Origin of the sequence: Streptomyces sp. NPDC102490 (assembly GCF_044765285.1) — a bacterium.
Lineage (GTDB): Bacteria > Actinomycetota > Actinomycetes > Streptomycetales > Streptomycetaceae > Streptomyces.
On the sequence record NZ_JBIWJU010000005.1, the window covers coordinates 333,370 to 359,576 of the forward strand.

Annotated in this window: 20 protein-coding genes and 3 pseudogenes; 14 read left to right on the forward strand and 9 right to left on the reverse strand. The window is 71.0% G+C overall.

Annotated elements, in window-relative coordinates; translation table 11 throughout:
* Positions 1-164: 164 nt before the first annotated feature.
* The 3 genes and pseudogenes from ACIRGB_RS13210 to ACIRGB_RS13220 form a co-directional block, all read right to left on the reverse strand.
* Positions 165-1,595 carry a hypothetical protein gene (locus tag ACIRGB_RS13210; RefSeq protein ID WP_403862819.1) on the reverse strand — a complete coding sequence of 477 codons (1,431 nt, stop codon included), beginning with the start codon at positions 1,593-1,595 and terminating at the stop codon, positions 165-167.
* 38 nt (positions 1,596-1,633) lie between these two features.
* Positions 1,634-1,759, reverse strand: a pseudogene (locus ACIRGB_RS13215) (transposase); the annotation flags it as partial.
* 38 nt (positions 1,760-1,797) lie between these two features.
* Positions 1,798-2,382: a DinB family protein gene (locus tag ACIRGB_RS13220; protein WP_403862822.1), complete on the reverse strand. Its 585-nt coding sequence runs from the start codon at positions 2,380-2,382 to the stop codon at positions 1,798-1,800.
* 205 nt (positions 2,383-2,587) lie between these two features.
* On the opposite strand from ACIRGB_RS13220, the pseudogene ACIRGB_RS13225 reads away from it, so the two are divergent.
* Positions 2,588-2,926 (forward strand): annotated as a pseudogene (locus ACIRGB_RS13225) (transposase); the annotation flags it as partial.
* 147 nt (positions 2,927-3,073) lie between these two features.
* Here the strand turns inward: ACIRGB_RS13225 and ACIRGB_RS13230 are convergent.
* From ACIRGB_RS13230 to ACIRGB_RS13245, 4 genes and pseudogenes are all read right to left on the reverse strand, one after another.
* Positions 3,074-3,490 carry an ASCH domain-containing protein gene (locus ACIRGB_RS13230; protein ID WP_307530672.1) on the reverse strand — a complete coding sequence of 139 codons (417 nt, stop codon included), beginning with the start codon at positions 3,488-3,490 and terminating at the stop codon, positions 3,074-3,076.
* A gap of 81 nt (positions 3,491-3,571) precedes the next feature.
* The gene (locus tag ACIRGB_RS13235; RefSeq protein ID WP_403862826.1) at positions 3,572-3,874 is read right to left on the reverse strand and encodes a hypothetical protein; all 303 of its coding nucleotides are present in this window, start codon (positions 3,872-3,874) and stop codon (positions 3,572-3,574) included.
* 346 nt (positions 3,875-4,220) lie between these two features.
* Positions 4,221-4,829, reverse strand: a pseudogene (locus ACIRGB_RS13240) (MFS transporter); the annotation flags it as partial.
* 167 nt (positions 4,830-4,996) lie between these two features.
* Entirely contained in the window at positions 4,997-5,938 is a 942-nt protein-coding gene (locus ACIRGB_RS13245) for an MBL fold metallo-hydrolase (RefSeq protein ID WP_403862829.1), read from the reverse strand.
* 101 nt (positions 5,939-6,039) lie between these two features.
* Here ACIRGB_RS13245 and ACIRGB_RS13250 point away from each other — a divergent pair, with 101 nt between their 5' ends.
* The 5 genes from ACIRGB_RS13250 (at position 6,040) to ACIRGB_RS13270 (ending at position 9,495) form a co-directional block, all read left to right on the forward strand.
* On the forward strand, positions 6,040-7,041 hold the full coding sequence (locus tag ACIRGB_RS13250; protein WP_403862832.1) for a cupin domain-containing protein: 1,002 nt from the start codon (positions 6,040-6,042) through the stop codon (positions 7,039-7,041).
* A gap of 312 nt (positions 7,042-7,353) precedes the next feature.
* Positions 7,354-7,692, forward strand: coding sequence for a transposase (locus ACIRGB_RS13255; protein ID WP_403862835.1), 339 nt, complete (start codon positions 7,354-7,356; stop codon positions 7,690-7,692).
* A gap of 334 nt (positions 7,693-8,026) precedes the next feature.
* Positions 8,027-8,446, forward strand: coding sequence for an aspartate 1-decarboxylase (gene panD / locus ACIRGB_RS13260; protein ID WP_403862838.1), 420 nt, complete (start codon positions 8,027-8,029; stop codon positions 8,444-8,446).
* 33 nt (positions 8,447-8,479) lie between these two features.
* Positions 8,480-8,824, forward strand: coding sequence for a GNAT family N-acetyltransferase (locus tag ACIRGB_RS13265; protein ID WP_403862841.1), 345 nt, complete (start codon positions 8,480-8,482; stop codon positions 8,822-8,824).
* 2 nt (positions 8,825-8,826) lie between these two features.
* Positions 8,827-9,495, forward strand: a complete 669-nt coding sequence (locus ACIRGB_RS13270; protein WP_403862844.1) for an aspartate/glutamate racemase family protein — start codon at positions 8,827-8,829, stop codon at positions 9,493-9,495.
* A gap of 420 nt (positions 9,496-9,915) precedes the next feature.
* Here the strand turns inward: ACIRGB_RS13270 and gndA are convergent, their stop codons facing one another.
* Entirely contained in the window at positions 9,916-11,355 is a 1,440-nt protein-coding gene (gene gndA, locus ACIRGB_RS13275; RefSeq protein ID WP_403862847.1) for an NADP-dependent phosphogluconate dehydrogenase, read from the reverse strand.
* Positions 11,356-11,644: 289 nt separating this feature from the next.
* On the opposite strand from gndA, the gene ACIRGB_RS13280 reads away from it, so the two are divergent.
* Positions 11,645-12,907 carry a transglycosylase family protein gene (locus tag ACIRGB_RS13280; protein ID WP_403862850.1) on the forward strand — a complete coding sequence of 421 codons (1,263 nt, stop codon included), beginning with the start codon at positions 11,645-11,647 and terminating at the stop codon, positions 12,905-12,907.
* Here ACIRGB_RS13280 and ACIRGB_RS13285 read toward each other — a convergent pair.
* Positions 12,897-14,186 carry a DMT family transporter gene (locus ACIRGB_RS13285; RefSeq protein WP_403862853.1) on the reverse strand — a complete coding sequence of 430 codons (1,290 nt, stop codon included), beginning with the start codon at positions 14,184-14,186 and terminating at the stop codon, positions 12,897-12,899. The genes ACIRGB_RS13280 and ACIRGB_RS13285 overlap by 11 nt on opposite strands.
* A 365-nt stretch (positions 14,187-14,551) precedes the next feature.
* Here ACIRGB_RS13285 and ACIRGB_RS13290 point away from each other — a divergent pair, with 365 nt between their 5' ends.
* The 7 genes from ACIRGB_RS13290 (at position 14,552) to ACIRGB_RS13320 (ending at position 26,205) form a co-directional block, all read left to right on the forward strand.
* On the forward strand, positions 14,552-15,340 hold the full coding sequence (locus tag ACIRGB_RS13290) for a (2Fe-2S)-binding protein (RefSeq protein WP_403862856.1): 789 nt from the start codon (positions 14,552-14,554) through the stop codon (positions 15,338-15,340).
* A 37-nt stretch (positions 15,341-15,377) separates the two neighbouring features.
* Positions 15,378-16,550 (forward strand): glycogen synthase, encoded by a 1,173-nt coding sequence (gene glgA / locus ACIRGB_RS13295; protein WP_403862859.1) that lies wholly within the window; start codon positions 15,378-15,380, stop codon positions 16,548-16,550.
* 49 nt (positions 16,551-16,599) lie between these two features.
* A complete protein-coding gene (glgC, locus tag ACIRGB_RS13300; protein WP_403862862.1) occupies positions 16,600-17,820 on the forward strand; it encodes a glucose-1-phosphate adenylyltransferase in 1,221 nt (406 codons plus the stop codon).
* A gap of 202 nt (positions 17,821-18,022) precedes the next feature.
* Positions 18,023-20,638: a PA14 domain-containing protein gene (locus ACIRGB_RS13305; RefSeq protein WP_403862865.1), complete on the forward strand. Its 2,616-nt coding sequence runs from the start codon at positions 18,023-18,025 to the stop codon at positions 20,636-20,638.
* Between the two features lie 58 nt (positions 20,639-20,696).
* Positions 20,697-23,015: a GH92 family glycosyl hydrolase gene (locus ACIRGB_RS13310; RefSeq protein ID WP_403862868.1), complete on the forward strand. Its 2,319-nt coding sequence runs from the start codon at positions 20,697-20,699 to the stop codon at positions 23,013-23,015.
* A gap of 198 nt (positions 23,016-23,213) precedes the next feature.
* Positions 23,214-24,554: a wax ester/triacylglycerol synthase family O-acyltransferase gene (locus tag ACIRGB_RS13315; protein WP_403862871.1), complete on the forward strand. Its 1,341-nt coding sequence runs from the start codon at positions 23,214-23,216 to the stop codon at positions 24,552-24,554.
* A gap of 103 nt (positions 24,555-24,657) precedes the next feature.
* The gene (locus ACIRGB_RS13320) at positions 24,658-26,205 is read left to right on the forward strand and encodes an SDR family NAD(P)-dependent oxidoreductase (RefSeq protein WP_403862874.1); all 1,548 of its coding nucleotides are present in this window, start codon (positions 24,658-24,660) and stop codon (positions 26,203-26,205) included.
* Positions 26,206-26,207 lie beyond the last annotated feature (2 nt).

Below are 26,207 nucleotides of genomic sequence, written 5' to 3' on the forward strand. Positions count from 1 at the left end.
CCTTCGGGTGACGGGGACTTGACGGGGGTCTTGGTAGTACCTGGTGTCTCAGCCGACGGTCGAGCAGCCGGTGTTGCCATGAAGGGCCCGCCAGATCCATCCCGGCCGTCCTCAACGCCGAGCCGGTCTGACGTGGCGCCCCGTCGTGCTCCGGCGTCTACTGGCTACCGACGCAGGCGCGAGCGCAGGCCGGGCTGCCCGGACGCCTTCGGATCGGCGTCCGGCACGGCGATCTCGGGAGGCTGCGCGACGCCGGTGTCGCCGAAGACGGCGTGTCGCACGGCATCCCAGTCTTCGCGGCGCCACCACTCGAACAGACGGGCGCTGCCGATCACCGGCACGGGCAGCCTGTCGGCGAACGCGCGGTCGGTGTAGACCTCGGCGTCCCGCTGCGCGGGTTGCAGCTTGATCTGGTGGTTGACCACTAGGACGCCGCCGTCAACAGGCTCGGTCCCGGGCAGCCCGGGCCAGGTGTTCAGGTGCTTGAGAAGTTTGTCAGGCAGGCTGTGCGGTGGCCGGTTGCTCGCCGACTTCACCTCGACCAGGACTCGGCGGCCGTCGTACTCGCCCAGCAAGTCTGCCGACTTGGTGCCGTACACGTCGTCGAGGCGGGTCACCGTGGCGCCTGCCGACACGAGGACGTCGTGCACCGCGTCCTCCAGCGGGCGGCCGGTGCCGAACAGCAGGCCGTCGCGCAGCGGATCGGCCACGGCCCGCAGCGCGGTGAGTTGCTGCTGCAACTCGGTCTGCCGCCGCTCGTGGGCGCTCTGCTCCTCGGCGATCGTCTCAACCAGCCGGGCCTCGGCGTCGGTGGCGAGGGCCGGGTCGCGTACCAGGGTCGAGCGGGCGCGGGTCAGCGCGCCGGGCACGTACGCGGGCAGCGCGTGCTGGACCAGCCACTCCGCCAGCAGCCGCTGGTCGGTGCCGTGGGGAACCACGAACCACCGGGCACTGCCACCCGCCGGCACCCACACCCCCGCCACCGGGTGGCCGAGGCCGTCGACCAGGATCGGGCGCAGCTCTCCGTTCCCCGGCGGCGGCCACATCCTTGCAGCTCCAGGGCGCGAGGACCCGGAATCCCTGAGGTAGGTCAGGCGGAACCAGGTGACCGGGGGGCGGTTGAGCAGCCGGGTGCCGAGTTCGTGTTCGGCGTGGTCCAGGCCGTCGGCGAGTTCGAGACTCACGCCGACGGGGAGCGGGTTGGCGGAGATCGAGCCGTAGTAGTGGGGCAGGTGGATGCCAGGAGCGACGGTGCCGGAGAAGACGTTATGGCTTCGTCTGCCCGCGCCGGTGCAGGCGACGACGAGGGCGGTCTCACCCCGCTTGCGAACTCCTGCGGCGTAGCGCTTGTAGGGCTCAAGGCCGGTGGCGGGTCCGAGGATCGGAGACAGGACAGCCGCGCAGTCACTCGTCTCCTGGTCCTTCCACCGCGGCTCCACCCCGAGCGCCGCCCAGTCCACCACGTTCGGCCCCACCGCCGGGGCGGCCCGGGCCGGCCCGGCGGAAGTGCCGATCACGTGGGGGGCCGAGGGTGCCGACCGTTCGCCAGCGATGTGCAGGGGGATCGGGGCGGCGCTCGGGCCGGACATGCTCATGGTGGACACGGTAGCCGCCGCCGGGGCGTGGGCCCGCGTCAATTTCCCCCGGGAGCGGAGGACGTGCCGAATGTCGGCGGCAGATGACGCCAGGCACAGCCGCTGGTCAGCACGTACACCACTGCGGTGAACACGGCCCGCTCGTCACGCGGAGCGGTCCCGCCAGCCTGCGGTCGAGCCGCGAACGACCATCAACAGCTTGCTATGCCTTGACTGAGGCGACCGATCTGGCGGCCTGCTCGATCTTCGCGCAGTAGGCGGCACGGGCTTCCTGATCGATCTGCATCTCGTGTTCGGGCCGCATCCCGGTTCGGCCGTCGATGCCTTCGCGCAGGATGTCGGCATGCCCGGCATGCCGGTTGGTCTCGCCGAGGACGTGGACCAGGATGGCGAACAGGTTCGTGTTGGAATATGGCTCAGGCCACCACGGCACATGGCCGGGTGCGTCGAGGGGAAGCTCGTTGATCGTCGCATCTGAGTGTTCCCACGTGCGCCGGTAGGACTCGATGATCTGATCGCGGGACTCGTCCTCAGCCGCCCACAGATCACTGCCATCGTGGTCCTGCCACCGGGGCAGCGGTTCCGAAGTCGGGCGGTCAAAGACCTCGCTGAAGTATCTGGCCTCGACGCTGGCCATGTGTTTGACCAGCCCGAGGAGGTTGGTTCCGGTCGCTGTCAACGGTCGGCGCGCGTCGTATTCGGACAGGCCGTCGAGCTTCCAGAGCAGCGCCTCGCGGTCCCGTCGCAGTCTTCCGTGCAGGTTGTCCTTCGCAAATTCATCGATCATGCGGAATGAGCCTGCCATCGGCTACTCGTGTCCTCAAGATCCCGTGCGTGGGGACTGCAACGGCCGGCAGAGCCGAAGTTTGGCCATGCCCCCTCTGAGCTACTACAAGAAGCTCGGTCGCTGGCATCCTTCTTTGGTCTGCCAGGCCAACGACTCAGGAGCAGGAGCGAACCGCATCGTCCCAGGCACCAGTGCTGCGGTAGTGCTGTCCCTGCTCGTCACCGCGGGCCAGAGGCATGACAGTCCGCAGTTCCAACCTGTACTGGAGGGCCTCCGGGTGCCCCGCATCGGCCCGGGCCGACCTCGCACCAGGCCGGACAAGGTCCGCGCCGATAAGGCGTACGGCTCTCGCGTAAACCGAGCCTACCTGCGCAGACGAGGTGTCCCCTGCGCGATCCCGGAGAAGTCCGACCATGTCCGCAACCGCAAGAAGCTCGGCTCCCGAGGCGGCCGACCGCCCAAGTTCGACAAGGCCGACTACAAAGAGCGCCACGCGGTGGAGTGCGGGATCAACCGGCTGAAGCGCCACCGAGCCGTGGCCACGTGATGACAAACTTGCCGTCTGCTATGAGGCAACAGTGCTGGTCGCAGCCATCAACGAGTGGCTATGACCAACAGCGTTCCCGCCGCCTCTCAAAGCTTGCCCAGCTGATCCTTCCGGACTTTCGTCGTGTCGGATGCCGGCCACCGATCACACGGGCTTGACCACTCGGAAGCGTTCGGCGACGACGAGAGTGTCATCGGTAATGTCGGGGGTGCGACCCAGGAACTCGCTCACGCCATCGCTCTGGAAGAACTCTTCGTGGGCTGCTCGCCACTGTGCAACGTCGGAGTAGCCGCGCCCCTCGGCTCGTGCGAAGTCATCGTCGATTTCCTTCATGGGAACGACCCGCACGTCGACGAGTTCGATGGTGACGGCCGGACGACCCTCGGAATCGAGCACTGAGAACCGCTGGCCGCTCTGCGGCACTGCCTCTCCGGCGTGCTCATAGATCTCCAGGAGGCCTGTGAGCGCGGTCTTCTGACCGCTCAGGATCGCCGCCACGCCACGGTCACGTTCTGGTCCGGGAAAAGCGAGTTCAAGAGTCGGAAGATCGTCATGTCCCATCGGGAGATGGTACGAAACCGGGTCGCGTTGATCAATGGCCGCTTGTCCCGACACCCACAGCAAGCACTTTCGCAACATGCCCTAGTCAGGACCGTCGTTGAGGTAGTCGCGGGCCGCGATCGTGAACGCATCGATCGCATCGACCAGGCGCGCGTGCTCCTCGCGTGCTGTCTGCACAGCATGGGCGTCACTCGCCATCGTCAGGTGCACATACTGCGGTGCGCCGGAGCGCAACATGTGAGCGGCGATGCTGGCTTCTTGGGCACGTTCGGCAATGTGTTTGGGACCCTCGAGGAGGACGACGGGCAGCGTCCGTTGTATGGAATCGATCGACTCGGCGGCTTCCGCGCGCAGTTCCCAGGACCGCCGCTCAACGCGGTCCACATGGCCCCCGTCTCCTGTAGGAAGCTCGGCGAGTGCCCGCTCCTGGTTCCGGGTGAGTCGCGTCTCGTATGCGTAGGTGGTGGCTGCGCCGAGGAAGGCGGCATATGCGTCCCGCTGATGCTGTCGACGGACGGCGTCTACGGGCCCACGGCGGGCTCCACGTGCCTGAAGAAGCCCGGCGGCGTAGGCAGCCGACGCAGCCAGTAGGGCGGTCGGTGTAGTGACGAGCGCGGCTGCGACAGCAGAGTCCATGGCCCTTGATCCTGCCGCATGATGTGGCAGCGTAGGGCGATGCTCGCGTAGCACCGACGAACGCAAAGGCCCTGCTCACTGCTGTGTGTCGCGGGACGTCGAAGGTGCCGTGCGCGCGGGTCGGGGACTCGGGGACGATAAGGGGGGTGAGGGCGATGCACAGGACGCCGAGGCCGGCGGCGCCGTAGAAGAGGGCGTGCCAGTCGGTGTGCTGGGCGACCAGGGCCGCGGCGGGCAGGGCGAGGCTGCCGCCGACGCCCATGGCGGAGCTCATCAGGGCCATCGCCGAGCCGAGCTTCTCGCGGGGGAGTATGTCGCGCATCAAGCCGATGCCGAGGGGGATCGCGCTCATCGCGAAGCCCTGGAGGGTTCGGCCTGCGATCATCGTGAGCAGGTGGCTGGTGAGGGCGCTGACGAGCGCGCCGACGACCATCACCGCAAGGCTGAGGATCAGCATGCGGCGCTTGCCGTGGAGGTCGCCGAGGCGGCCCATGATCGGCGTGGCGACGGCGCCGGAGAGCAGGGTCGAGGTGATGACCCAGGTCGCGTTGCCCGGCTCGGTGCCCAGCAGTTGCGGCAGTTCGTTGATCACCGGGACGAGCAGGGTCTGCATCACCGAGACCACGATGCCCATGAAGACGAGCACCAGGACGAGGGCTCCGCTCGCTCTGGCTGCGGGCCGGTCGTTCGACGTGTGCGTCATGTGGACGGCCTCCAGGCCGGGGGCGGCTGGTTCCGTGCGGGATGCCGGATCCACCCGGCTCGGCCCGTGGACTCCCACAGGCTGAGCCAGGTGGCGACGGTCGCGCCGTCCGCCGAGGCGTTGAGGGCCTCGCGCTCGCGGGCGGGTGAGCGGGGTGGGGCCAAGGCTCACTCAGAGGTGGATGCACTCTTCTTCGGGCCGGCTGTTGCCCATGGGCCGAGGGCGAACCCATCACTGTTCCGTCGGACTTCCAGGGCGCCGGCACCACCGAAGTGTGCGGGGACGAGCAGCTCCCGCTCGTCAGCCGCCCGCCCGAGAATCCGACGGCGACTGGCCACCGCTTGTTCCGGGGCCAGGCAGGCGTTGCTGTTGCAGCAGGGATCGAGAATCTGCACCGGGCTGTGCAGCAGATCCCCGACGAAGACCGCCCGGTCGCTCCCGGATGCGAGTCGCAGCACGGACGAGCCGGGAGTGTGGCCGGGGGCGGACTCCAGGGCGAGGTGTTCGTCGATGTGGTGCAGGCCGTCCCACAGCACGGCCTGCCCGGCCTGGTGGATGGGCGTGATGCTGTCTTCGTAGATCAGGCGGTCGGCCTCATGCGCACCGTTCCCGTACGCGTTGTCCGGACCGTAGTGGAAGTCGTCGGCGGCCGGAATGAGGTATTGGGCGTTGGGGAACGTCGGTACCCACTGCCCGTCCGCGTCGATGGTGTTCCAGCCGACGTGATCGACGTGGAGGTGAGTGTTGACGACGACATCTACATCCTGCGGGCGAACACCGGCCCTCGCCAGGAGGCCGAGGAAATCACTCCGCGAGTGGTGAAACGGCCCCATGCCCGGTCGTTCGCGCCCGTTGCCCGCTCCGGTGTCGACCAGGACGGTCCGCCCACCGCTGCGCAGCACCCAGCTCTGCAGAGCAAGCACTGCCAAGTCGCTGTCCGGCTCCCAGTGGTCCGGTGTCAGCCAGTCCTCGTTGTCCTTCCACACATCGGCACCAGCTCCCGGGAACATGCCGGAGGTGGGCAGGAACGGTTCGTGCCACTCAACGACCCGGATGACCTCGACATCCCCCAGCACCATGCTCTGCACACGCTCGTTCTCGTTCGTCATGTGCCCGACCTTAAGAAAGATCGAACGAGCCTCTCAATGCGCATCCAGCTCAACAAAATACGAATCCGTCTCACAATTCATACGGGAGATATTCTGGATGGATGGATGTGGTGAGTGACGCGATCTCTGCCGTGCACCTCGGGCACCCGTGGTTCCACCGGGTGCGGACGAGCGGGAGCTGGTGCACGCGGCTGGATCCGTACGACGGCGCGGGCTTCCACGTCGTCCTGAAGGGCAGCTGCTGGCTCCTGACCGACGGCGGAACCCCCGTATCCCTCGGCGTGGGTGACGCGGTGCTGCTGCCTCACGGCACCGGCCATGTGATCGCCGATTCTCCCGTCGACGCGACGGTCGCGGCGCAGAAGGCAGTGCCGTTCGAGCAATGGCTTGCGGAGACAGGGCCGCGAGCCCGGCCCGACCGCGACGGGACGGAAATGCTCTGCGGCAAGTACTGGCTCGACTGCAGCCGCATGCACCCGCTGATGGCAGAGCTGCCCGAGGTCGTCCACATCCCCAGCCGAGTAGGCAGCCACCTCGAACTCCGCGCCGCGATCGACCTGCTCGCCGGTGAGCTGGACGAGGTGCGGCCCGGCTCCTGCGTGGCGCTCCCGAACCTGCTCGACCTCCTCCTCGTCTACATGATCCGCTCATGGATGACCGAGACCACTAGCGGAGCCTGGCCCGGCGCACTGGGCGACCCGGTGACGGCCGCCGCTCTGCGGGCGATGCACTCGAAACCGGCCGCGCAGTGGAGCAACGACCGCCTGGCCGCAGAAGCGGGCGTCTCCCGTCCCACCCTGGCACGCCGGTTCACCACCCTGGTCGGCCGCCCTCCGATGGCGTACCTCGCCTGGTGGCGCGTGATCCTTGCCGCCACCCTGCTCCGCGACACCAAGGAAACCCTGGCCACCATCGCCGACCGAGTCGGCTACGGCAGCCCGTACGCACTCTCCCACGCCTTCGAGAGGGAGTTCGGCACCACACCGGGGCGGTATCGAGCGCAGGCCACGGGTCGATCCGCTTTTGCCGCAAACCCTCAACCAACGCCAAAACAAGCTGCCATCGGAGACTCGGTCAGGCGGCGACTCCCACAGTCGTCGTGAATCGGCATCCGCAGTCGCGTGCACCGCTGGGTTCCTTCACAGAACGGAGAGGTCGGTGGTGCTGTGCCTCCAAAACGGCACGGCGCGCCGAACTGCCCCGACGCGGTTGAACGGGTACCGCGCTTAGGGTGCTTCTTCCGGATCTTGGTTCGGGAGGACTTCGCACGCTGTTGCCCGCTCATATAGTGGCGGGATGGACGAAGCCGAGGCGAGTGGCCAGGCGTGGAGGGACGAGGTCCGAGCGCGCGACGGATCCCCAGCTGCTGTCGATTGATCGTGCCCAGAGGTCGCAGGCCGGGCAGTACGCCAGGCGTGTGCGGCGACTGCGAGAGCGTCAGCAGCGCCAAGACAGTTGAGCCGGACCGGACACCGAAGCGGGGTGGCCGTTGGCGGGATCACCGGCAGGTGATCGACGCGATCGCGTTCACGTACCGCACCGGGACCCCGTGGACGGACCTGCCCGAGCACTTCGGGTCGTGGAGGGGCGCTCACAACCGACTGCGGAAGTGGGCCGCCGACGGCACCTGGGAGAAAGTCTTCACCGCCCTGCTCGCCCAGGCCGACAGCGAAGGCGATCTCGACTGGGTCGTCGCGGTCGACTCCGTCGCAGGACTCCACGTCGCCGCCATCTTCATCTGGTCGGCGAGATGATCCGAAAGAAGCGACCTAGTGGCCGCACGGCGTACATGGGCGCGGCCGCTTGGGGCAGTGACTCGCCCTGTCCCCTTAGGCGCCTGATAGGCCGACAGATAAGTCAGCGTTTCGTCAGCATCGGTCCTGGCACGTTCCGCGAAGAGTGTTCGGGCAGGGGCGTGTTCGACGAGCCATAACAGCCTGGTTCACACGGAAGCCCAGGCAGGGAGCTGGCTCACCGAAGTGAAGCGATGTTCCTCACATTCTTCGAGTCAGGCGCGTGCCAGTTGTAGAGTGACACCGCCCTTGACCTGCAGAAAGCAGGCAGGGAGCCGTCTTTCGGGAGTCCGACATGCTGCGCACCATGTTCAAGTCCAAGATCCACCGCGCCACCGTCACCCAGGCCGACCTGCACTACGTCGGTTCGGTGACCGTCGACGCCGAGTTGCTGGACGCCGCCGATCTGCTGCCCGGTGAGCTCGTGCACATCGTGGACATCACCAACGGGGCCCGGCTGGAGACGTACGTCATCGAGGGCGAGCGAGGGTCCGGGGTGATCGGAATCAACGGGGCCGCGGCTCACCTCGTGCACCCCGGTGACCTGGTGATCCTCATCAGCTACGCCCAGGTCACCGACGCCGAGGCGCGGTCGCTGCGGCCCCGGGTCGTGCACGTGGACGGCGACAACCGTATCGTCGCCCTGGGCGCCGACGCGTCCGAGCCGGTACCGGGCTCGGACCAGGAACGCAGCCCTCAGGCCGTGTCGGCCTGACGTACCGATCCCGCGGGGACGAGGAGCGTGGCCGTGAGTGACATCGAGATCCGTGACGACCGGGCGGCCGGACGGCTGGAGGCGGTCGCGGCCGGAGAGGTCGTCGGGCGTATCGAGTACTTCGTCCTCGACGCTCCCGAGCGGGCCGTCGTCCCCGTCCACACGATCGTCGAACCGGAGCACGAGGGGCAGGGCATCGCCGGGTCCCTGGCGCGTGAGCTGTACGGGCTCGCGCGTCGGGAGGGCGTCACGGTCGCCCCGCTGTGCCCGTACGTCGTGAAGTGGGCCGAGCGTCACCCGGACGAGGCACCCGCCGCCGATCCGGAGCTGATGCGCGCCGCCAAGGAGTGGCTCGTGGCGCATCCCGGGCGGTTCTGACCGTGCTGGCGCTCCTGCACACCTCGCCCGTGCACGTGCCGGTCTTCGACGCGCTGCGCGACGCGGCGCATCCCGGTCTGGAACTGCGGCACCACGTCGACGCCGGACTGCTGGAGCGGGCGCGGCGGGACGGGCCCGAGGCGGTGACCGCATCCGTCGCGGCCGCGCTGACGCGGGCGGTGGCCGAAGGGGCGCGCGCCGTGCTCTGCACCTGCTCGACCATCGGGGGTGTCGCCGAGGCGGCAGCCGCCGAGGTCGGCGTGCCGGTGCTGCGCGTGGACCGGCCCATGGCAGCCGCCGCGGTGGCCGTCGGCCCGCGCGTCCTCGTCCTCGCCGCCCTGGAGAGCACGCTCGAGCCGACGGCGGCACTGATCAAGGAGGAGGCACGGCGCGCGGACCGTCCCGTGGAGGTGCGGACCCGGTTGGTGGAGGGCGCCTGGTCGCGGTTCGAGGCCGGTGACGGCGAGGGCTACCTGCGTCGGATCGCCGAGGCGGCCGACTCCGTGACCGGCGCCGACGTGATCGTCCTGGCCCAGGCGTCCATGGCGCCCGCCAGGGAGTCGACGCATGTCCGTGTCCCCGTGCTGGCCAGCCCGGCGCCGGGACTGGCTGCCGGGGCGGAGGCCGCACGGCTGGGCCACTCGGGGCCGGCGGTTCGTACGGCCGGGTGAGTGGAGCGGCGGCCCTCGGGTAGGCGGGGGACAAGTCGAGAGCCGACGTCGACCGATTGGCCGGAGGACAGCGCCATGACGAACCCGTATCCGGATCCCGTCCCGCCCGGGCCCACCCCGGGACCCGCCCCCGGCCCGGACCCCGAGCCCCCGCATCCGCACCCGGACCCGGTCTCACCACCGACCCCGGGCCCGGGCCCGGAGCCGACCCCTCCGCCCCCGCCCCCGGGCCCCGGCCCGGAACCCACGCCTCAGCCGCCGGGACCCGGCCCGCAGCCGACGCCCCAGCCTCCGGCTCCTCCGGGGCCCTCGCCGTCGCCGATCCCGCCGGGGCCCGAGCCCGTGCCCAACCCCGAGCCGGGGCCGCCGCTCACCTGAGCGAGGGGACGACACGGCCCGCGGGCGGCCCCGGGACACGCGCTACGCGGTGACCTCCGACCGGTCCCCGCCCCACAGCGTGTGGAAGGCGCCGTCCCGGTCCGTCCTGCGGTACGTGTGCGCCCCGAAGAAGTCCCGCTGCCCCTGGGTCAGCGCGGCGGGCAGCCGCTCGGCGCGCAGGGCGTCGTAGTAGGCGAGGGCGGCGGCGAACCCCGGCGTCGGCACGCCCTGCCGGGTCGCCGCCACCAGGACCTCCCGCCAGTCGTCCTGCGCGGCGGCGATCTCCTGCGCGAAGGTCTCGTCCGACAGCAGACTCGGCAGGTCGGGCCGGGCGTCGTACGCCGCGCGGATCCGGTCGAGGAAGGCCGCGCGGATGATGCAGCCGCCGCGCCAGATCGCGGAGACCGCGCCGAGGTCGATGTCCCAGCCGTACTCCTCGCTGCCCGCCGCGATCTCGTGGAAGCCCTGCGTGTACGACACGATCTTCGACGCGTACAGCGCCTGCTCGACACGGTCGGCGAAGGCGGCCGCCTCCGACTCCCCGAGCGGCGCCGCCTTCGGTCCCGCCAGGCCGCGCGACGCCTCGCGCAGCGCCGCGTGACCGGACAGCGAGCGGGCGAAGACCGCCTCCGCGATGCCCGACACCGGCACCCCCAGGTCCAGCGCGATCTGTACGGTCCAGCGGCCCGTCCCCTTCTGTTCCGCCTGGTCGACCACGACGTCCACGAACGGCTTGCCCGTCGCCGCGTCCACGTGCGACAGCACCTCCGCCGTGATCTCGATCAGGTACGAGTCCAGGCGGCCGGTGTTCCAGGTGCGGAAGATCTCCGCGATCTGTGCGGGGGAGTACCCGGCGACATCGCGCAGCAGCTGGTACGCCTCGCCGATCAGCTGCATGTCGGCGTACTCGATGCCGTTGTGCACCATCTTCACGAAGTGCCCGGCGCCGTCGGGACCGACGTGCGTCACACAGGGCGCCTCGTCCGCCGCCTTCGCCGAGATCTTCTCCAGCATCGGGCCCAGCGACTCGTACGACTCCTTCGAGCCGCCCGGCATGATGCTCGGCCCGTGCAGCGCGCCCTCCTCACCGCCGGAGATGCCGGTGCCCACGAAGTGGATGCCCTGCTCGCGCAGTTCGCGCTCCCGGCGACGGGTGTCCGCGAAGTGCGCGTTGCCGCCGTCGATGATCATGTCCCCGGGTTCAAGGAGCGGGGCGAACTCCCGGATCACCGCGTCGGTCGGGTCACCGGCCTTCACCATGATCACCAGGCGTCGCGGCCGCTCGAGGGCCGCCACGAACTCCTTGGCGGTCTCGGTCGCGACGAAGTCGCCCTCACCGCCGAACTCCTCGACCAGCGCGTGCGTGCGCGACGCGGTCCGGTTGTGCACCGCGACCGTGTAGCCGTTGCGGGCGAAGTTGCGGGCGAGGTTGCGGCCCATGACCGCGAGACCCGTGACGCCGATCTGCGCTGTAGTGCTCATTGCGTTGGCTCCTAGTGACCTTGATGGCTGTGGTGCCCGTGTCCGCCAGTATCGCCAATTCCGCCGCTCGACCATGCTGACGTGCCGGTACACCGGCCGCACTTCGTGCTTCCGGGGTTCCAGTACGGCGGGGAGAGGGCCGGTGCCTCAGCGGGTCGGCGTCTCCGTTGGCCAACGGCCGCGCATTCCCGGCCAATCGGGGTGACCGACCGGCCGGTTGCCGTCTTGTCATGGCCTGTTCGCGGCCCTTACTTTTGCCCCACCTGACGCAATGTCGAGGGGGACCTCCATGGCCGTACGCGGCCGGCACCGCCGGTATCAGCCGAACAGGATCAACCGCGCCTCGCTGACCGTCACCGCGGGGGGTGCGGGACTGGCCCTCCCCCTCGTCGGTACCGGCACGGCCCACGCGGCCGACGTGGAGACCTGGGACCAGGTCGCCGCCTGCGAGTCCACCGACGACTGGGACATCAACACCGGCAACGGCTACTACGGCGGGTTGCAGTTCACCCAGTCCACCTGGGAGGCCTTCGGCGGCACCCGGTACGCCCCGCGCGCCGACCTGGCCACCAGGGCGGAGCAGATCGCCGTCGCCGAGAAGGTGCTCGACGCCCAGGGCCCCGGCGCCTGGCCGGTGTGCTCCGAGCGGGCCGGGCTGACCCGGGGCGGCGACACGCCCGACATCCGGCCGGCCGGGGGAGTGGCGTCCGCGAAGCAGGCGGGTTCGGTGAAGGACGTCCAGCCTCAGACCACCCCGCAGTCCCGGGCGGGCAAGGCCCGGATGTACACGGTGGTCACCGGCGACACCCTCTCCGGCATCGCCGACACCCACGAGGTCCGGGGCGGCTGGCAGCGCCTGTACGAGGCCAACCGCGGCGCCATCGGGTCCGACCCCGACCTGATCCTGCCCGGCCAGCGCCTGTCGCTGCGCGGCCAGGGGGCCGCCGCCACGACGCCCTCCGGCACCGAGACGAGAAAACAGGACAAGCAGCAGAAGACCCAGAAGCCCCAGAAACAGCAGCAGAAGCAGCAGAAGAAGGAACCGAAGTCCGAGCCCAAGGAACAGAAGCGGCAGGAGCAGCGGAAGGCGCCGCAGAAGTCCTCCTCCGACAGCGGCAAGGCCAAGGCCGGCAAGGCCACCACCCACCGCGCCGTCGTGGCCCCGGTCGACGCCGCCACCGGCACGCCCTACCACCAGGCGGGTTCCTCCTGGTCCAAGGGCTACCACACCGGCGTCGACTTCCCCGTCCCGACCGGGACTTCGGTCAAGTCGGTCGCGGCAGGGCGGGTGGTCAGCGCGGGGTGGGGCGGTTCGTACGGCTACCAGGTGGTGGTCCGGCACGCCGACGGCCGCTACTCCCAGTACGCGCACCTCTCGGCGATCTCCGTGAGGAACGGCCAGTCGGTGGGCGTCGGCCAGCGTCTGGGGCGTTCCGGCTCCACGGGCAACGTCACGGGCCCGCATCTGCACTTCGAGGTGCGGACGGGGCCCGGTTTCGGTTCGGACGTCGACCCGGTGGCGTACCTGCGGGCCGGCGGCGTCAGGATCTGATCCGGACCCGTCGGCGGCTGAGCATGGGCGGCGGGAGGAACGGACCGCCGTAGAAGGGGCCGTAGGAGAGCGTCGGGTCGTCGCTCTCCACCGGTGCCCGGGCTTCGTACGCCTCCTCGGCGGGGTCCGTGTCGGGGACCGGCGGCGCCACCGGGGACGGCACGACGACCTTGTCGGAGAGCCGGGCCACCGGGGCGGCGGGAACCGCCGCGGCCACCGGCTCACGGACCGGGGGCTCCTTGACCGGAACAGCCACCGGGACCGGCGCAGCCACCGGCACCGGCACGGCCACAGGGACAGCCACCGGCGCCGCTACCGCAATCGGCACCGGCCCGAGCGCCGCAGCCCCGAGCTCCGCCGCCCCGGTCTCCGGAAGCGCCACGGTGTCCTCGGCCGGAGCCGGAGCCGGAGCCGGTGCCGAGGCCAGGGCCTCACCGGTGTCGGTGCCCTCCCGCGCGATCCGCTCCGTCGTCAGCATGATCAGCCCACCGGCGGCCACCACGCCGCAGCCCAGGGCCAGCACGGTGCCGGCCGTGCCGTACCGGAACGTCTCGCCGAACATCGTGATGCCGACGATGGCGGCCACCACCGGGTTCACGACCGTCAGCGTGGCCAGCGGGGCCGCGAGACCGGCGCCCCGGTAGGACGCCTGGGACAGCACCATGCCGGCCGTGGCGAGTACGCCGATCACGGCCAGCGACGGCAGGTCGCCGGCGGACACCCCGCCGTTCCAGTCCACCGCGACCGTCTTGGTGAAGACCGAGGACATCCCGAAGGCTATGCCGGACGCGGTCGCCAGCAGGATGCTGCGGACCGCCGGGTGCCGGTGCGCGGCCCGGCCGGCGATCATCAGCGCCACGACCGCACCACCGGTGACCAGGGCCACCCCGACCCGCTGCGCCGTGTCCAGCGACTGCGCGTCGGACGCGCCGACCAGGGACAGCAGGCCGGCGAGACCGACCGTCGCCATCAGCGCACCCCGCCAGGCCGTCGCACCGGCCCTGCGCCCCACGAAGAGCGCCGCCATGGGCAGCGCGAACACGATGGTGAGCGCTCCCAGCGGCTGCACCAGGCTCAGCGGACCGAGCGCGAGGGCGACCACGTGCAGCAGACCGCCCAGGCCGTTGAGCGACACCGCCGCCCACCAGGCGGGCCGGCGCAAGGGGGCGTACTGGGCATCCGGGGACGACGCCGCGACCTGCTCCTGCACGATCGCTCCGCCCGCGTAGGCCACGGCGGAGACGAGCGACAGCAGCACGGACAACGCGAGGGCGCTCATCGGCTGCTCCTCTGCGTGAGGCGGGGGCACTGGGCCCGGCGCGGCGAACGGTCGTCATCCATGGACAACACGATGCCGTCTCAGGGTCTTCCCGTCGTCGTCCCTGAGCATTCTTTGGGTCCTACTACCGATGGAGTACGAGGGCGCCGCCGTCCTCCCCAGGGTGGGCAACTTCCGTCCCCGACCCTGGGCCCAGCCCCCTAGGGTCCGTCCGGCGCAGCTCATGTGACTGTCGGATTTTCAGCCGGTTGCTCCCGCCGTTCCGCGTGCCGTCCGGGCCGACGCCGGCCCTGCCGGCCGGATCGGGTGGCGGCCACCGGCGCCGCCGGGACAGACCCTGAGAGCCCCTGATACTACTGCTCTCCGTGGACCTCGACCCCGCCCTCTCCGCCCTCCGCCCGCTGGGCGGGTTCTCCGTGCTGCACGCCTCGCGTCCGGTGCCGGCGGGTCGGCACGCCACCGTCTCGCCCCTCACGGACGCCTACGCGCCGGGACACGTGGACGCCGACCCGCTGGGCCACCGCGTCCGCAAGGTCGCCGTCGCGCTCGGCACCCCCGAGACGCGGGTCGCCGCCTCCGTGGCCCAGCAGGGGCTCGGGGCCCGCCTGTGGTCGGTGACCCTGGCCTGCGCCGTCCTGTACGGACACGTCCCGGAGCTCGATCCGCGCCTGCTGCACTGGGACCCCGAGGCCACCGCCCCCGACGACCTGTGGCTCACCGAGGTGCGCCCCCTGCCCGGGGACGCCACCACCGTCGCGGACGTCGTCCTCACCGCCCACCTCGCGCCCCTCACCGAGACCGTGCACGCCCGCTACGGCGTCGCGAGGGGACTGCTGCGCGGCAACGCGGCCTCCGCCCTGACCGGCGCCGGACGCGAACTGGACCGCTGGGCCCGCCGCCACGGCCGTACGGACACCGCCGCCCGCGCCCGGTCGCTCACCGCCGACCTGCTGGCCCACCCGCTGCTCGCCGGTACCGGGACGCTCACCGGTACCTCCTTCCGGCGCCGCAGCTGCTGCCTGTACTACCGGGTGCCGGGCGGGGGCGTCTGCGGCGACTGCTGCTTCCCGAGTCCCCCGGGACCCGCCCGTTCCCCGCGCCCGCCGAACAGCGCCCGCCCACCGCGCTCTTCCCCAGGCGCCCGCTCTGGGTGACCATGAGGGAATCAGTTGTCGAGACGGGAGGTTCCGGGTGCGCGTGGGACTGCTGAGCCGTGAGTTCCCGCCGGACGTGTACGGGGGTGCCGGAGTCCACGTCGAGTTCCTCGCCCGGGAGCTCGCCCGCCTGGTCGACCTGGACGTGCACAGCTGGGGCGAGGGCCGCAGCGACGGCGTGCTGCGCCACCGCCCCTGGTCCGCGCTCGACGGCGCCAACGACGCCTTGCGCACCTTCTCGGTCGACCTCGCCATGACCGCCGCCCTCGAAGGGCGCGAACTGGTGCACTCCCACACCTGGTACGCCAACCTCGGCGGCCACCTCGCCAAGCTCCTGTACGGCGTCCCGCACGTGATGACCGCCCATTCGCTGGAGCCCCTGCGCCCCTGGAAGGCCGAGCAGCTCGGCGGCGGTTACACCCTGTCCGGCTGGGCCGAGCGCACCGCGATCGAGGCGGCCGACGCGGTGATCGCCGTCTCCGGCGCGATGCGCGAGGACATCCTCGGCTGCTACCCGGACCTCGACCCCGGCGCCGTCCACGTCGTGCACAACGGGATCGACACCAGTCTCTACCGGCCCGACCACGGCACCGACGCGCTGGACCGGATCGGTCTGGACCGCTCCCGCCCCTATGTCCTGTTCGTCGGCCGTATCACCCGTCAGAAGGGCGTGCCCCACCTGCTGCGCGCGGTACGGGACATCGACCCGGCCGCACAGGTCGTGCTGTGCGCGGGCGCCCCGGACACCCCCGAGATCGACCGGGAGTTCCGCGAGCTCTTCGCCGAGCTGAGCCGCGCCCGCGAGGGCGTGCACTGGATCCCGCGCATGCTGCCGCGCCCCGAGGTGATCCAGCTCCTGACCCACGCCGCCGTCTTCGTCTGCCCCTCCGTGTACGAGCCCCTCGGCATCGTCAACCTGGAGGCGATGGCCTGCGCCACCCCCGTGGTCGCCTCCCGGGTGGGCGGGATCCCCGAGGTCGTGACCGACGGCGAAACGGGGGTATTGGTGACCAAGGAGAGTGACGGGGACGCGGCGGACGACGACTTCGTGGCGGGTCTCGCGCACGCACTGGACTCCGTCCTCGGCGATCCGGCGGGTGCCCGCCGGATGGGCGAGGCGGGACGGGCGCGCGCGGTGGAGGAGTTCGGCTGGGACGCGGTCGCGCGCCGCACGGTCCGGCTGTACGAGGAGATCCTCAAGCAGGCTTAGGCCGCCCCGCCCGGGGCAGTCGGGGTGAACGAGGGTAAGGGGAGCGGCCATGCGTCGTGGAGGTCCTTCGGTGCTCGGCATCGTGCTGGCGGGCGGAGAGGGCAAACGCCTGATGCCCCTGACCGCGGACCGCGCCAAACCCGCGGTCACGTTCGGCGGCACCTACCGGCTCGTCGACTTCGTCCTGTCCAACCTGGTCAACGGCGACATCCTGCGGATCTGCGTCCTCACCCAGTACAAGTCGCACTCCCTGGACCGGCACATCACCACCACCTGGCGGATGTCCAGCCTGCTCGGCAACTACGTCACCCCGGTCCCCGCCCAGCAGCGCCTCGGCCCGCGCTGGTTCCTCGGCAGCGCCGACGCGATCCTTCAGTCCCTGAACCTGGTGTACGACGAACAGCCCGAGTACGTCGCGGTGTTCGGCGCCGACCACGTGTACCGGATGGACCCGCGCCAGATGCTCGCCCAGCACATCGAGTCCGGCGCGGGTGTCACCGTCGCCGGGATACGGGTGCCGCGCGCCGAGGCGCCGTCCTTCGGCGTGATCACGCCGGGCTCCGACGGACAGACCGTCACCGGCTTCCTGGAGAAGCCGGCCGACCCGCCTGGCCTCGCCGACGACCCCGGCTGCGTCTTCGCCTCGATGGGCAACTACGTGTTCACCACCAAGGCCCTCGTCGAGGCACTTCAGCGGGACGCCGAGGACGAGAACTCCGTGCACGACATGGGCGGTTCGATCCTGCCCCAGCTCACCGAGCGGGGCGAGGCCGCGCTGTACGACTTCAGCGCCAACCACGTCCCGGGGGAGACCCTGCGGGACCAGGGATACTGGCGGGACGTGGGCACGCTGGACGCCTACTACGACGCCCACATGGACCTGATCGCCGAGCGGCCCGTGTTCAACCTCTACAACCGGGACTGGCCGATCTACACCCACTCGAGCCAGCTCTCGCCCGCCCGCTTCAACGCCGGCGGCATCGCCAGCGAGTCGATCATCAGCGCGGGATGCCTGATCCGGGGTCAGGTCACCCGGTCCGTGCTCTCCCCGGGCGTGGTGGTCGACCCGGGGGCGGTCGTGCAGGGCTCGGTGCTGCACGACAACGTGCACGTCGGCCGGGGCGCGGTGGTGCGCGGGGCGGTCCTCGACAAGAACGTCCAGGTGCCGCCGGGCGCGACGATCGGCGTCAACCCGCAGCGGGACGGGGAGTTGTACACCGTCTCCAAGGGCGGTGTGATCGCGCTGGGCAAGGGGCAGCGGGTGCCGTGACGGACGGGCGACCGAACCGGCGTTCACACCGGCGACGGCTCCGGGCGCGCGCGATACGCGCGTTGACTCCGGGGCCGTTGTCATGTCCCTGGACGTCAAGCGGAATCCGTGTTGTCATGCCTCTGCACCGCTGCCGTTACATCGATGTATGACATCGATGTCCTGAGCCATCAGCCACCACCCGTTCTCGAGGAGAGGGTCAGTGCGCACCAAACGACTCAGAGACAAACTCGCCCTGTTGCTGGCCGCCGCGCTCGGCGTCGCCGGTCTCGCCGCCGTACCGGCCGCCAACGCGGCCGACGACTTTGCCGCGGAGGTCCACGGCCTGAAGGGCGAGTACTACACCCAGTCCGCCCCCGGCGCCTTCGACTTCCACGAGCTGAAGGCCACCGGCTTCGACCCGCAGGTCGACTTCAACACCCTGGAGCCGCGACTCGCCTTCGCCACCGGGCAGTCGGACGACGTGAACGTCCGCTGGACCGGCAAGCTCGTCCCGGAGAAGACCGGCGCCCACACCTTCTCGATCATCGGCGACAACGGCTTCCGCCTCTGGGTCGGCGGACAGCTCGCCATCGACCACTGGGTCGACGACTGGGACCGCGAACAGACCGCCCAGCCCATCGAGCTGACGGCCGGCCAGTCCTACGACATCAAGCTGGAGTACTTCGAGCACTACGGCGGCTCCAACCTCCACCTGCGCTGGACCGAGCCCGGTGGCAGCAAGGAGGCGGTCCCGCAGTCGGCCTTCCGGCTGCCCGACGGCTTCGACTACAACGGCGCGACGGCGACCACCGTCCAGTCCACGGGCCGCACCCTCAAGCTCGACTTCGCGAGCCCGCTCGCCGCGCCCCCGGCCGGTCTCACCGACCACCTCGAAGCGGTGATCGGCGGCGCCACGTGGCCGCTCGGCGAGACGAAGCTCGACCCCGCCGACCCCAGCGCCCTGCTCGTCGCCCTCGACCAGCCGGTCGTCGGCAACAAGAACGGCGACGCCCCCGGCACCGCCGATGTCCGCTACGACGGCGAAGGCGGGCTCACCGACGCCGAAGGCAACGTTGTCAACGCCTTCTGGAGCAGCGGCGGCAACAAGTCCACCTACGAGCTGCGCACCGACTGGGCCGACGAGGTCGGGCCGGACAACGCCCTCCCGGAGTACCCGCGCCCCCAGCTGACCCGCGACGACTGGCGGAACCTCAACGGCCGCTGGCAGTTCGCCGCCGCCGAGGCGGGCGAGCAGCCGCCGGTCGGCAAGAACCTGAAGGAGCGCATCCTCGTCCCGTACCCGGTGGAGTCGCAGCTCTCCGGCGTCCAGCGGCACGAGGACCGCATGTGGTACCGCCGCACCTTCACCGTGCCCCGCGACTGGCACATCGGCTCCTCCCAGCGCCTCAAGCTGAACTTCGGCGCCGTCGACTGGCAGTCCGAGGTGTACGTCAACGGCACCAAGGTCGCCGACCACAAGGGCGGTTACGACAAGTTCAGCGCCGACGTCACCGACGCCCTCAAGCCGGGCCGCACCCAGGAGCTGATCGTCGGCGTCTACGACCCGACCGACGCGGCCAGCGGCGAGAACCCGCCGCTCGGCAAGCAGCGCCTGGACCCGAGCGGCATCTGGTACACGCCCAGTTCCGGCATCTGGCAGACCGTCTGGATGGAACCGGTCGCCCGGGACCACGTGGACTCCCTGAAGCTCACCCCGCACGTCGACGGCGCGGCGAGCACCCTCACCGTCGAGCCCAAGGGCGTGCGCGACGGCGTACGCGTCCAGGCCACGGCGTACGCCGGGCACCGCAAGGTCGCCACGGTCAGCGGCCGCGCCGCCGAGCCCCTGACCCTCAAGATCCGCGACCCGCACCTGTGGTCGCCCGACGACCCGTTCCTGTACGACCTGAAGGTCACCGTCGGACGCGACCAGGTCGAGAGCTACTTCGGGATGCGCTCCATCGCCGTGGAGAAGGTGAATGGCGTCCCGCGCACCATGCTCAACGGGAAGCCGACGTTCCTGATGGCCACCCTCGACCAGGGCTTCTGGCCGGACGGCCTGCACACCGCGCCCACCGACGAGGCCCTCGCGTACGACCTCAAGCTGCACAAGCAGCTCGGCTTCAACTCGGTCCGCAAGCACATCAAGGTCGAGCCCGACCGCTGGTTCTACTGGGCCGACAGGCTGGGCCTGATGGTGTGGCAGGACATGCCCGCGATGACCGCCGGGAAGAACCCGTCCACCGCCGCCCGCGCCGAGTACGAGCGGGAGATGAAGGAGATGATCGACGAGCACGTCAGCCACCCGTCGATCATCATGTGGGTCACCTTCAACGAGGGCTGGGGCCAGTACGACATCGGCCGCGTCGCCGCGCAGGCCAAGTCCTGGGACCCGACCCGGCTCGTCAACAACCAGTCCGGCCTGAACCTCGGGGCCGACGGCGGCGCCGGCGACATCATGGACGAGCACGGCTATCCGAGCCCCGCCCTGCCACCGTCCCCGGACGGCCAACGCGCCCTGGTCACCGGCGAGTACGGCGGCCTCGGCCTGGCGGTGCCCGGTCACGCCTGGTCCGTGCAGCAGTCGTACGTCGACGTCGACCCGCAGACGTACACGGACGACTACCTCACCAAGCTCGACGAGGTGCGCGCCCTGGTCTGCCGGGGCAGCAACGGCGCCGTCTACACCCAGATCTCGGACGTCGAGGGCGAGCTGAACGGCCTGACGACGTACGACCGCAAGGTGCTCAAGCCGGACGTCGAGCGGGTGAAGGCCGCCCAGCAGGCCCTCATCCGCGACGCGTCCCGGCCCACCCCGGCGGGCTGCACCGCCTGATCACCCGCACCCGGACAAGAACCGCACGACAGAGCAGACCTTCCGGAGGTCACCGCACATGAGAGGCACCCGGCGTCTGCGGCTGTGCGTGGCCGGGGTGGTGGCAGCGTCCGCGCTGCTCACCGCCCCGGCGGCGCAGGCCGCCCCGACGACCGACCAGAACCTGACCGACCTCGTGAACCCGTTTATCGGGACCGAGAACGAGGGCAACACCTACCCCGGCGCCGCCGTGCCCTTCGGCATGGTGCAGTTCTCGCCGGACACCGGCCACAACACCGGTTACGACCACTCCGACACCCACATCCGGGGCTTCTCCCTCGTCCACCTCTCCGGCGTCGGCTGCGGACTCGGCGGCGACCTGCCGGTGCTGCCGACCACCGGTGACGTCACCGAGACGGACTACGCGAAGTACGCCGCCTCCTTCAGCCACGACGACGAGGAGGCGAGCCCCGGCTACTACCGGGTCGGCCTCGACTCCGGCGTCGACGCGGAGCTGACCGCCACCGAGCGCACCGGAGTGCAGCGCTACACCTTCCCGGCCACCGACAAGGCCAACGTCCTGCTCAACGCCGGCCAGTCGCTGCACAAGAACATCAGCACCAAGGTCGAGGTGCTCGACAGCCGCACGGTGCGCACCGCGATCACCGGCAGCGGCTTCTGCCAGGACACCAAGCCCTACACCGTCTACACGATCACCCGCTTCGACCGGCCCTTCGCCGCCTACGGCACCTGGGACGACGGCACGGTGACCGCGGGGGCCAAGACCGGCGGGGACGGCGCCTACGTCCGCTTCGACACCACGAAGGACCGCACCGTCGAGGCCACCACCGCCCTGTCCTACGTGGACGCGCGCGGCGCCGCGCTCAACCTGCGCGCCGAGGGCGGGCACTCCTTCGACTCCGTGCGCCGCGGTGCCGAGCGCACCTGGGAGAAGCGGCTGGACGACGTCAAGGTCCGGGGCGGCGACGACACCCTGCGCCGCACCTTCTACTCGTCCCTGTACCGGTCCTTCCTCGCGCCCAACGTCGGCAGCGACGTCGACGGCCGCTACACCGGCTGGGACCAGGAGATCCACCGCGCCAAGGGCTTCACGTACTACCAGAACTGGTCGCTGTGGGACACCTACCGCACCCAGTCCCAGCTCCTCGCCCTGCTCGCGCCCCGCGAGGCGCGCGACATGGCGATCTCCGTCATCAAGATCGACGAGGAGAGCGGCTGGCTGCCCAAGTGGGGCTACGGCACCGTCGAGACCAACATCATGACGGGTGACCCGGTGACCCCCTTCCTCACCAACGCCTACCAGCAGGGCCTGCTGCACGGCTGGGAGGAGAAGGCCTACCGGGCGCTGAGGAAGAACGCCGACGGCGTCCCGCCCACCGGCTCGCCGGCCGTCGGCCGGGAGGCCAACCGCGAGTACCTCGCCGACGGCTTCGCGCCCTACGTCAAGGGCCGCCCGCACGCCAAGCCCGGCGACTCCGACTACGACCACGGCGCCTCCGCCACCCTGGAGTACGCCCTGTCCGACGCCATGCTCTCCCGCATGGCCCGCGACCTCGGCCACGAGGCGGACGCGAAGCGGTACGCCGAGCGCGCGCAGAGCTACCGCAACGTCTTCGACCCCTCGACCGGCTTCTTCCGGGCCCGCGACGCCGAGGGCGCCTTCACCGGCCCGGCCGACCCGGCGCAGAGCGAGGGCTTCCACGAGGGCACGTCCTGGCAGTACCAGTGGCTGGTGCCGCAGGACCTGCCCGGCATGATCGACCTCATCGGTGGCACCGAGGCCGCGAACCAGCGGCTCGACTCCTTCTTCGCCTACGACCAGCTCCTGAAGGACCCGGCGAAGACCGCCCGCGAGGTGTGGGTGAACGGGCCGTACGACTACTACAACGCGGACAAGTACAACCCGCAGAACGAGCCCGACCTCATCGCCCCGTACACCTACCTGTCGACCGGGCAGCCCTGGAAGACGACCGACGTGGTGCACGCGGCGCTCACCCTGTTCACGGACACGCCGACCGGGATGACCGGAAACGACGACCTTGGGACCATGTCCGCCTGGAACGTGCTGTCCTCGATCGGAATCTTCCCGATCCAGCCCGGCTACGACACCTGGGGCCTGTCCACCCCGGTCTTCGACCGCGTCGACCTCACCCTCGACCGCCGCTACTACCCGCGCGGCGCCCTGACGATCACCGCGCCCGGCACCTCGGACACCGACCGGTACGTCCAGTCGGCCCGCACCGACGGCTCGGCCTACGCCCGCACCTGGCTGACGACCGACGCCCTGCGCTCCGTCCGGTCGCTCGCGTTCACGGTCGGCCCGCAGCCGTCCGGGTGGGGAACCTCGGCACAGGCGGTGCCGCCGCCCCTGACGTGAGCTGAGGTCAGCGCAGACGCCGCATACGTCGCAGCAGTCCCGCCCCTGCCGAAAGGGGCGGGACTTTAATCTGCTGTTAACTGTGCGTAGCTTGATCGTACTTGACCGTAATCGTCGGAGAGCGATTGACTGCTTGTCCACACGTAGTCCATCCGCCATCCATCCGCCGCCCACGCGTCGTCCTTGCGAGGCAAGCCATTGACTGCCGATCCGCTCGCTCCCCTCGACCTGGCGTTCTGGAACATCGAGTCCGCCGAGCACCCCATGCACCTGGGCGCACTCGGCGTCTTCGAGGCCGACTCGCCCACCGCGGGCGCCCACGCGGCGGACCTGCTCGCGGCCCGGGCCCCCGCGGTGCCCGGACTGCGGATGAGGATCCGGGACACCTGGCAGCCGCCTCTGGCCCTGCGCCGTCCGTTCGCGTTCGGCGGCGCGACCCGCGAACCCGACCCCCGCTTCGACCCGCTCGACCACGTGCGGCTGCACGCCCCCACCACCGACTTCCACGCGCGGGCCGGACACCTGATGGAACGCCCCCTGGAGCGCGGGCGGCCGCCGTGGGAGGCGCATGTGCTGCCGGGCGCGGACGGCGGGTCCTTCGCCGTGCTGTTCAAGTTCCACCACGCCCTGGCCGACGGACTGCGCGCCCTGACCCTCGCCGCGGGGGTCCTCGACCCGATGGACCTGCCGGCCCCCCGGCCCCGCCCCGAGCAGCCGCCGCGCGGACTCCTGCCGGACGTGCGCTCCCTGCCGGACCGGCTGCGCGGCGCCCTGGCGGACGCCGGACGGGCCCTGGACATCGGTGCCGCCGCGGCGCTGTCCACCCTCGACGTGCGCTCCTCGCCCGCGCTCACCGCCGCGTCCTCCGGCACCCGCCGGACCGCGGGCGTGGCCGTCGACCTCGACGACGTGCACCACGTCCGCAAGACCACCGGCGGCACCGTCAACGACGTACTGATCGCGGTCGTCGCCGGCGCCCTGCGCCGCTGGCTGGACGAGCGCGGCGACGGCAGCGAGGGCGTCGCGCCCCGGGCCCTGATCCCCGTCTCCAAGCGCCGCCCGCACACCGCCCACCCGCCGGGCAACCGGCTCTCCGGGTACCTGATGCGGCTCCCGGTCGGCGACCCCGACCCGCTCTCCCGCCTCGGCACGGTCCGCGCCGCCATGGACCGCAACAAGGACGCCGGGCCCGGCCGCGGCGCCGGAGCCGTCGCCCTGCTCGCCGACCACGTGCCGGCGCTCGGCCACCGGCTCGGCGGGCCGCTGGTCTCGGGGGCCGCGCGGCTCTGGTTCGACATCCTGGTCACCAGCGTGCCCCTGCCCAGCCTCGGGCTGCGGCTCGGCGGCCACCCGCTCACCGAGGTCTATCCGCTGGCGCCGCTGGCCCGCGGCCACTCCCTGGCGGTGGCCGTCTCGACGTACCGCGGACGGGTCCACTACGGCCTGGTCGCCGACGCCAAGGCGGTGCCGGACCTCGACCGGTTCGCCCGGGCGGTGGCCGAGGAGGTGGAGACGTTGCTCACGGCGTGCCGTCCCTGACCCCGGCGGGTTTGGATCCGGGCCGCGCGCTGAATAAAATCCGCTGTTCGACAGCGGTCGCCTCCCGGAGCGCCGCAACGGTGACCAGGGAACGGCAGCGGCGATGACGGTGACACAGGACGACTCGGCGACCAGGGACGAGGCGCCCGCGGCCCAGGCGCCCACGCGGGACACGGCCGCGGAAGAGGCGACCGCCCCCGGGTACGGCCCCGGCATCGACCCCGAGCGGCTCGCGGTCTGCCTGAGCGTGCTGGAGGAACTGGACACGCTCGACGTCGACCACCCGGACGCCATCCGGGTCCGCCGGGCCACCTCGCACATCTACCGCATGGTCAAGCAGCGCCGCCGCCAGGAGCGCCGCGCCGCCAAAACCGCCCACGACAGGGCGGTCACCGAGGCCACCGCCACCGGCTCCGCCGAGCGCATCGACGACGAGACCGAGGGCCTGCTGCCCTCCTCGCGCACCGAGCAGGGCGCGATCGCGGGGATACTCCAGCGCCCCCGCTCCTGCTACATCTGCAAGCAGCGCTACGTCGAGGTCGACTACTTCTACCACCAGCTCTGCCAGGACTGCGCCGCCGAGAACCGCAGCCGCCGCGAGGCCCGCGCCGACCTCACCGGCAAGCGCGCGCTGCTCACCGGCGGCCGCGCCAAGATCGGCATGTACATCGCGCTGCGCCTGCTGCGCGACGGGGCGCACACCACGATCACCACCCGCTTCCCCAAGGACGCCATCCGCCGCTTCAAGGCGATGGACGACTCCGCCGACTGGCTGCACCGCCTGGAGGTCGTCGGCATCGACCTGCGCGACCCCGCCCAGGCCGTGGCCCTCGCCGAGCAGGTCACCGAGCAGGGCCCGCTCGACATCCTGATCAACAACGCCACCCAGACCGTGCGGCGCCTGCCCTCCGCGTACGCCGCGCTGGTCGAGGGCGAGAGCGCCCCGCTGCCCGCCGGGGAACTGCCCGCCCACCACGTCATCGGCGCCTTCAACTCCGGCGCGGTGGACGGCCTGGCCGCGCTGCCGCTGGGCGCCTCGGGGCTCGACGCGCAGAAGGTGGCCGACCTCGCCCTGGTGGCCGGCAACGCCAGCGTGGTCCGGCACCGCGAGGGCACCGCCATCGACGCGGGCGGCCTGGTCCCGGACGTCGTCGACTCCAACACCTGGGTCCAGACCATCGAGCAGATCTCGCCGGTGGAACTGCTGGAGACCCAGCTGTGCAACTACACCTCGCCCTTCATCCTCATCAGCGCGCTGCGCGCGTCGATGGCCGAGGCCGCGCGCAAGGCGCCGTCGGGACGCGCCTACGTCGTCAACGTCTCCGCGATGGAGGGCGTGTTCGCCCGCGGCTACAAGGGTGCCGGCCACCCCAACACCAACGCGGCCAAGGCCGCCATGAACATGGTGACCCGGACCAGCGCCCAGGAGATGTTCGACACCGACCGGATCCTGATGACCTCCGTCGACACCGGCTGGATCACCGACGAGCGTCCCCACTTCGACAAGCTGCGCCTGGCGGAGGAGGGCTTCCACGCCCCGCTCGACCTGATCGACGGCGCCGCCCGCGTCTACGACCCCGTCGTGCGCGGCGAGGCGGGCGAGGACCTGTACGGCGTCTTCCTCAAGGACTACGCACCCGGCAAGTGGTGACG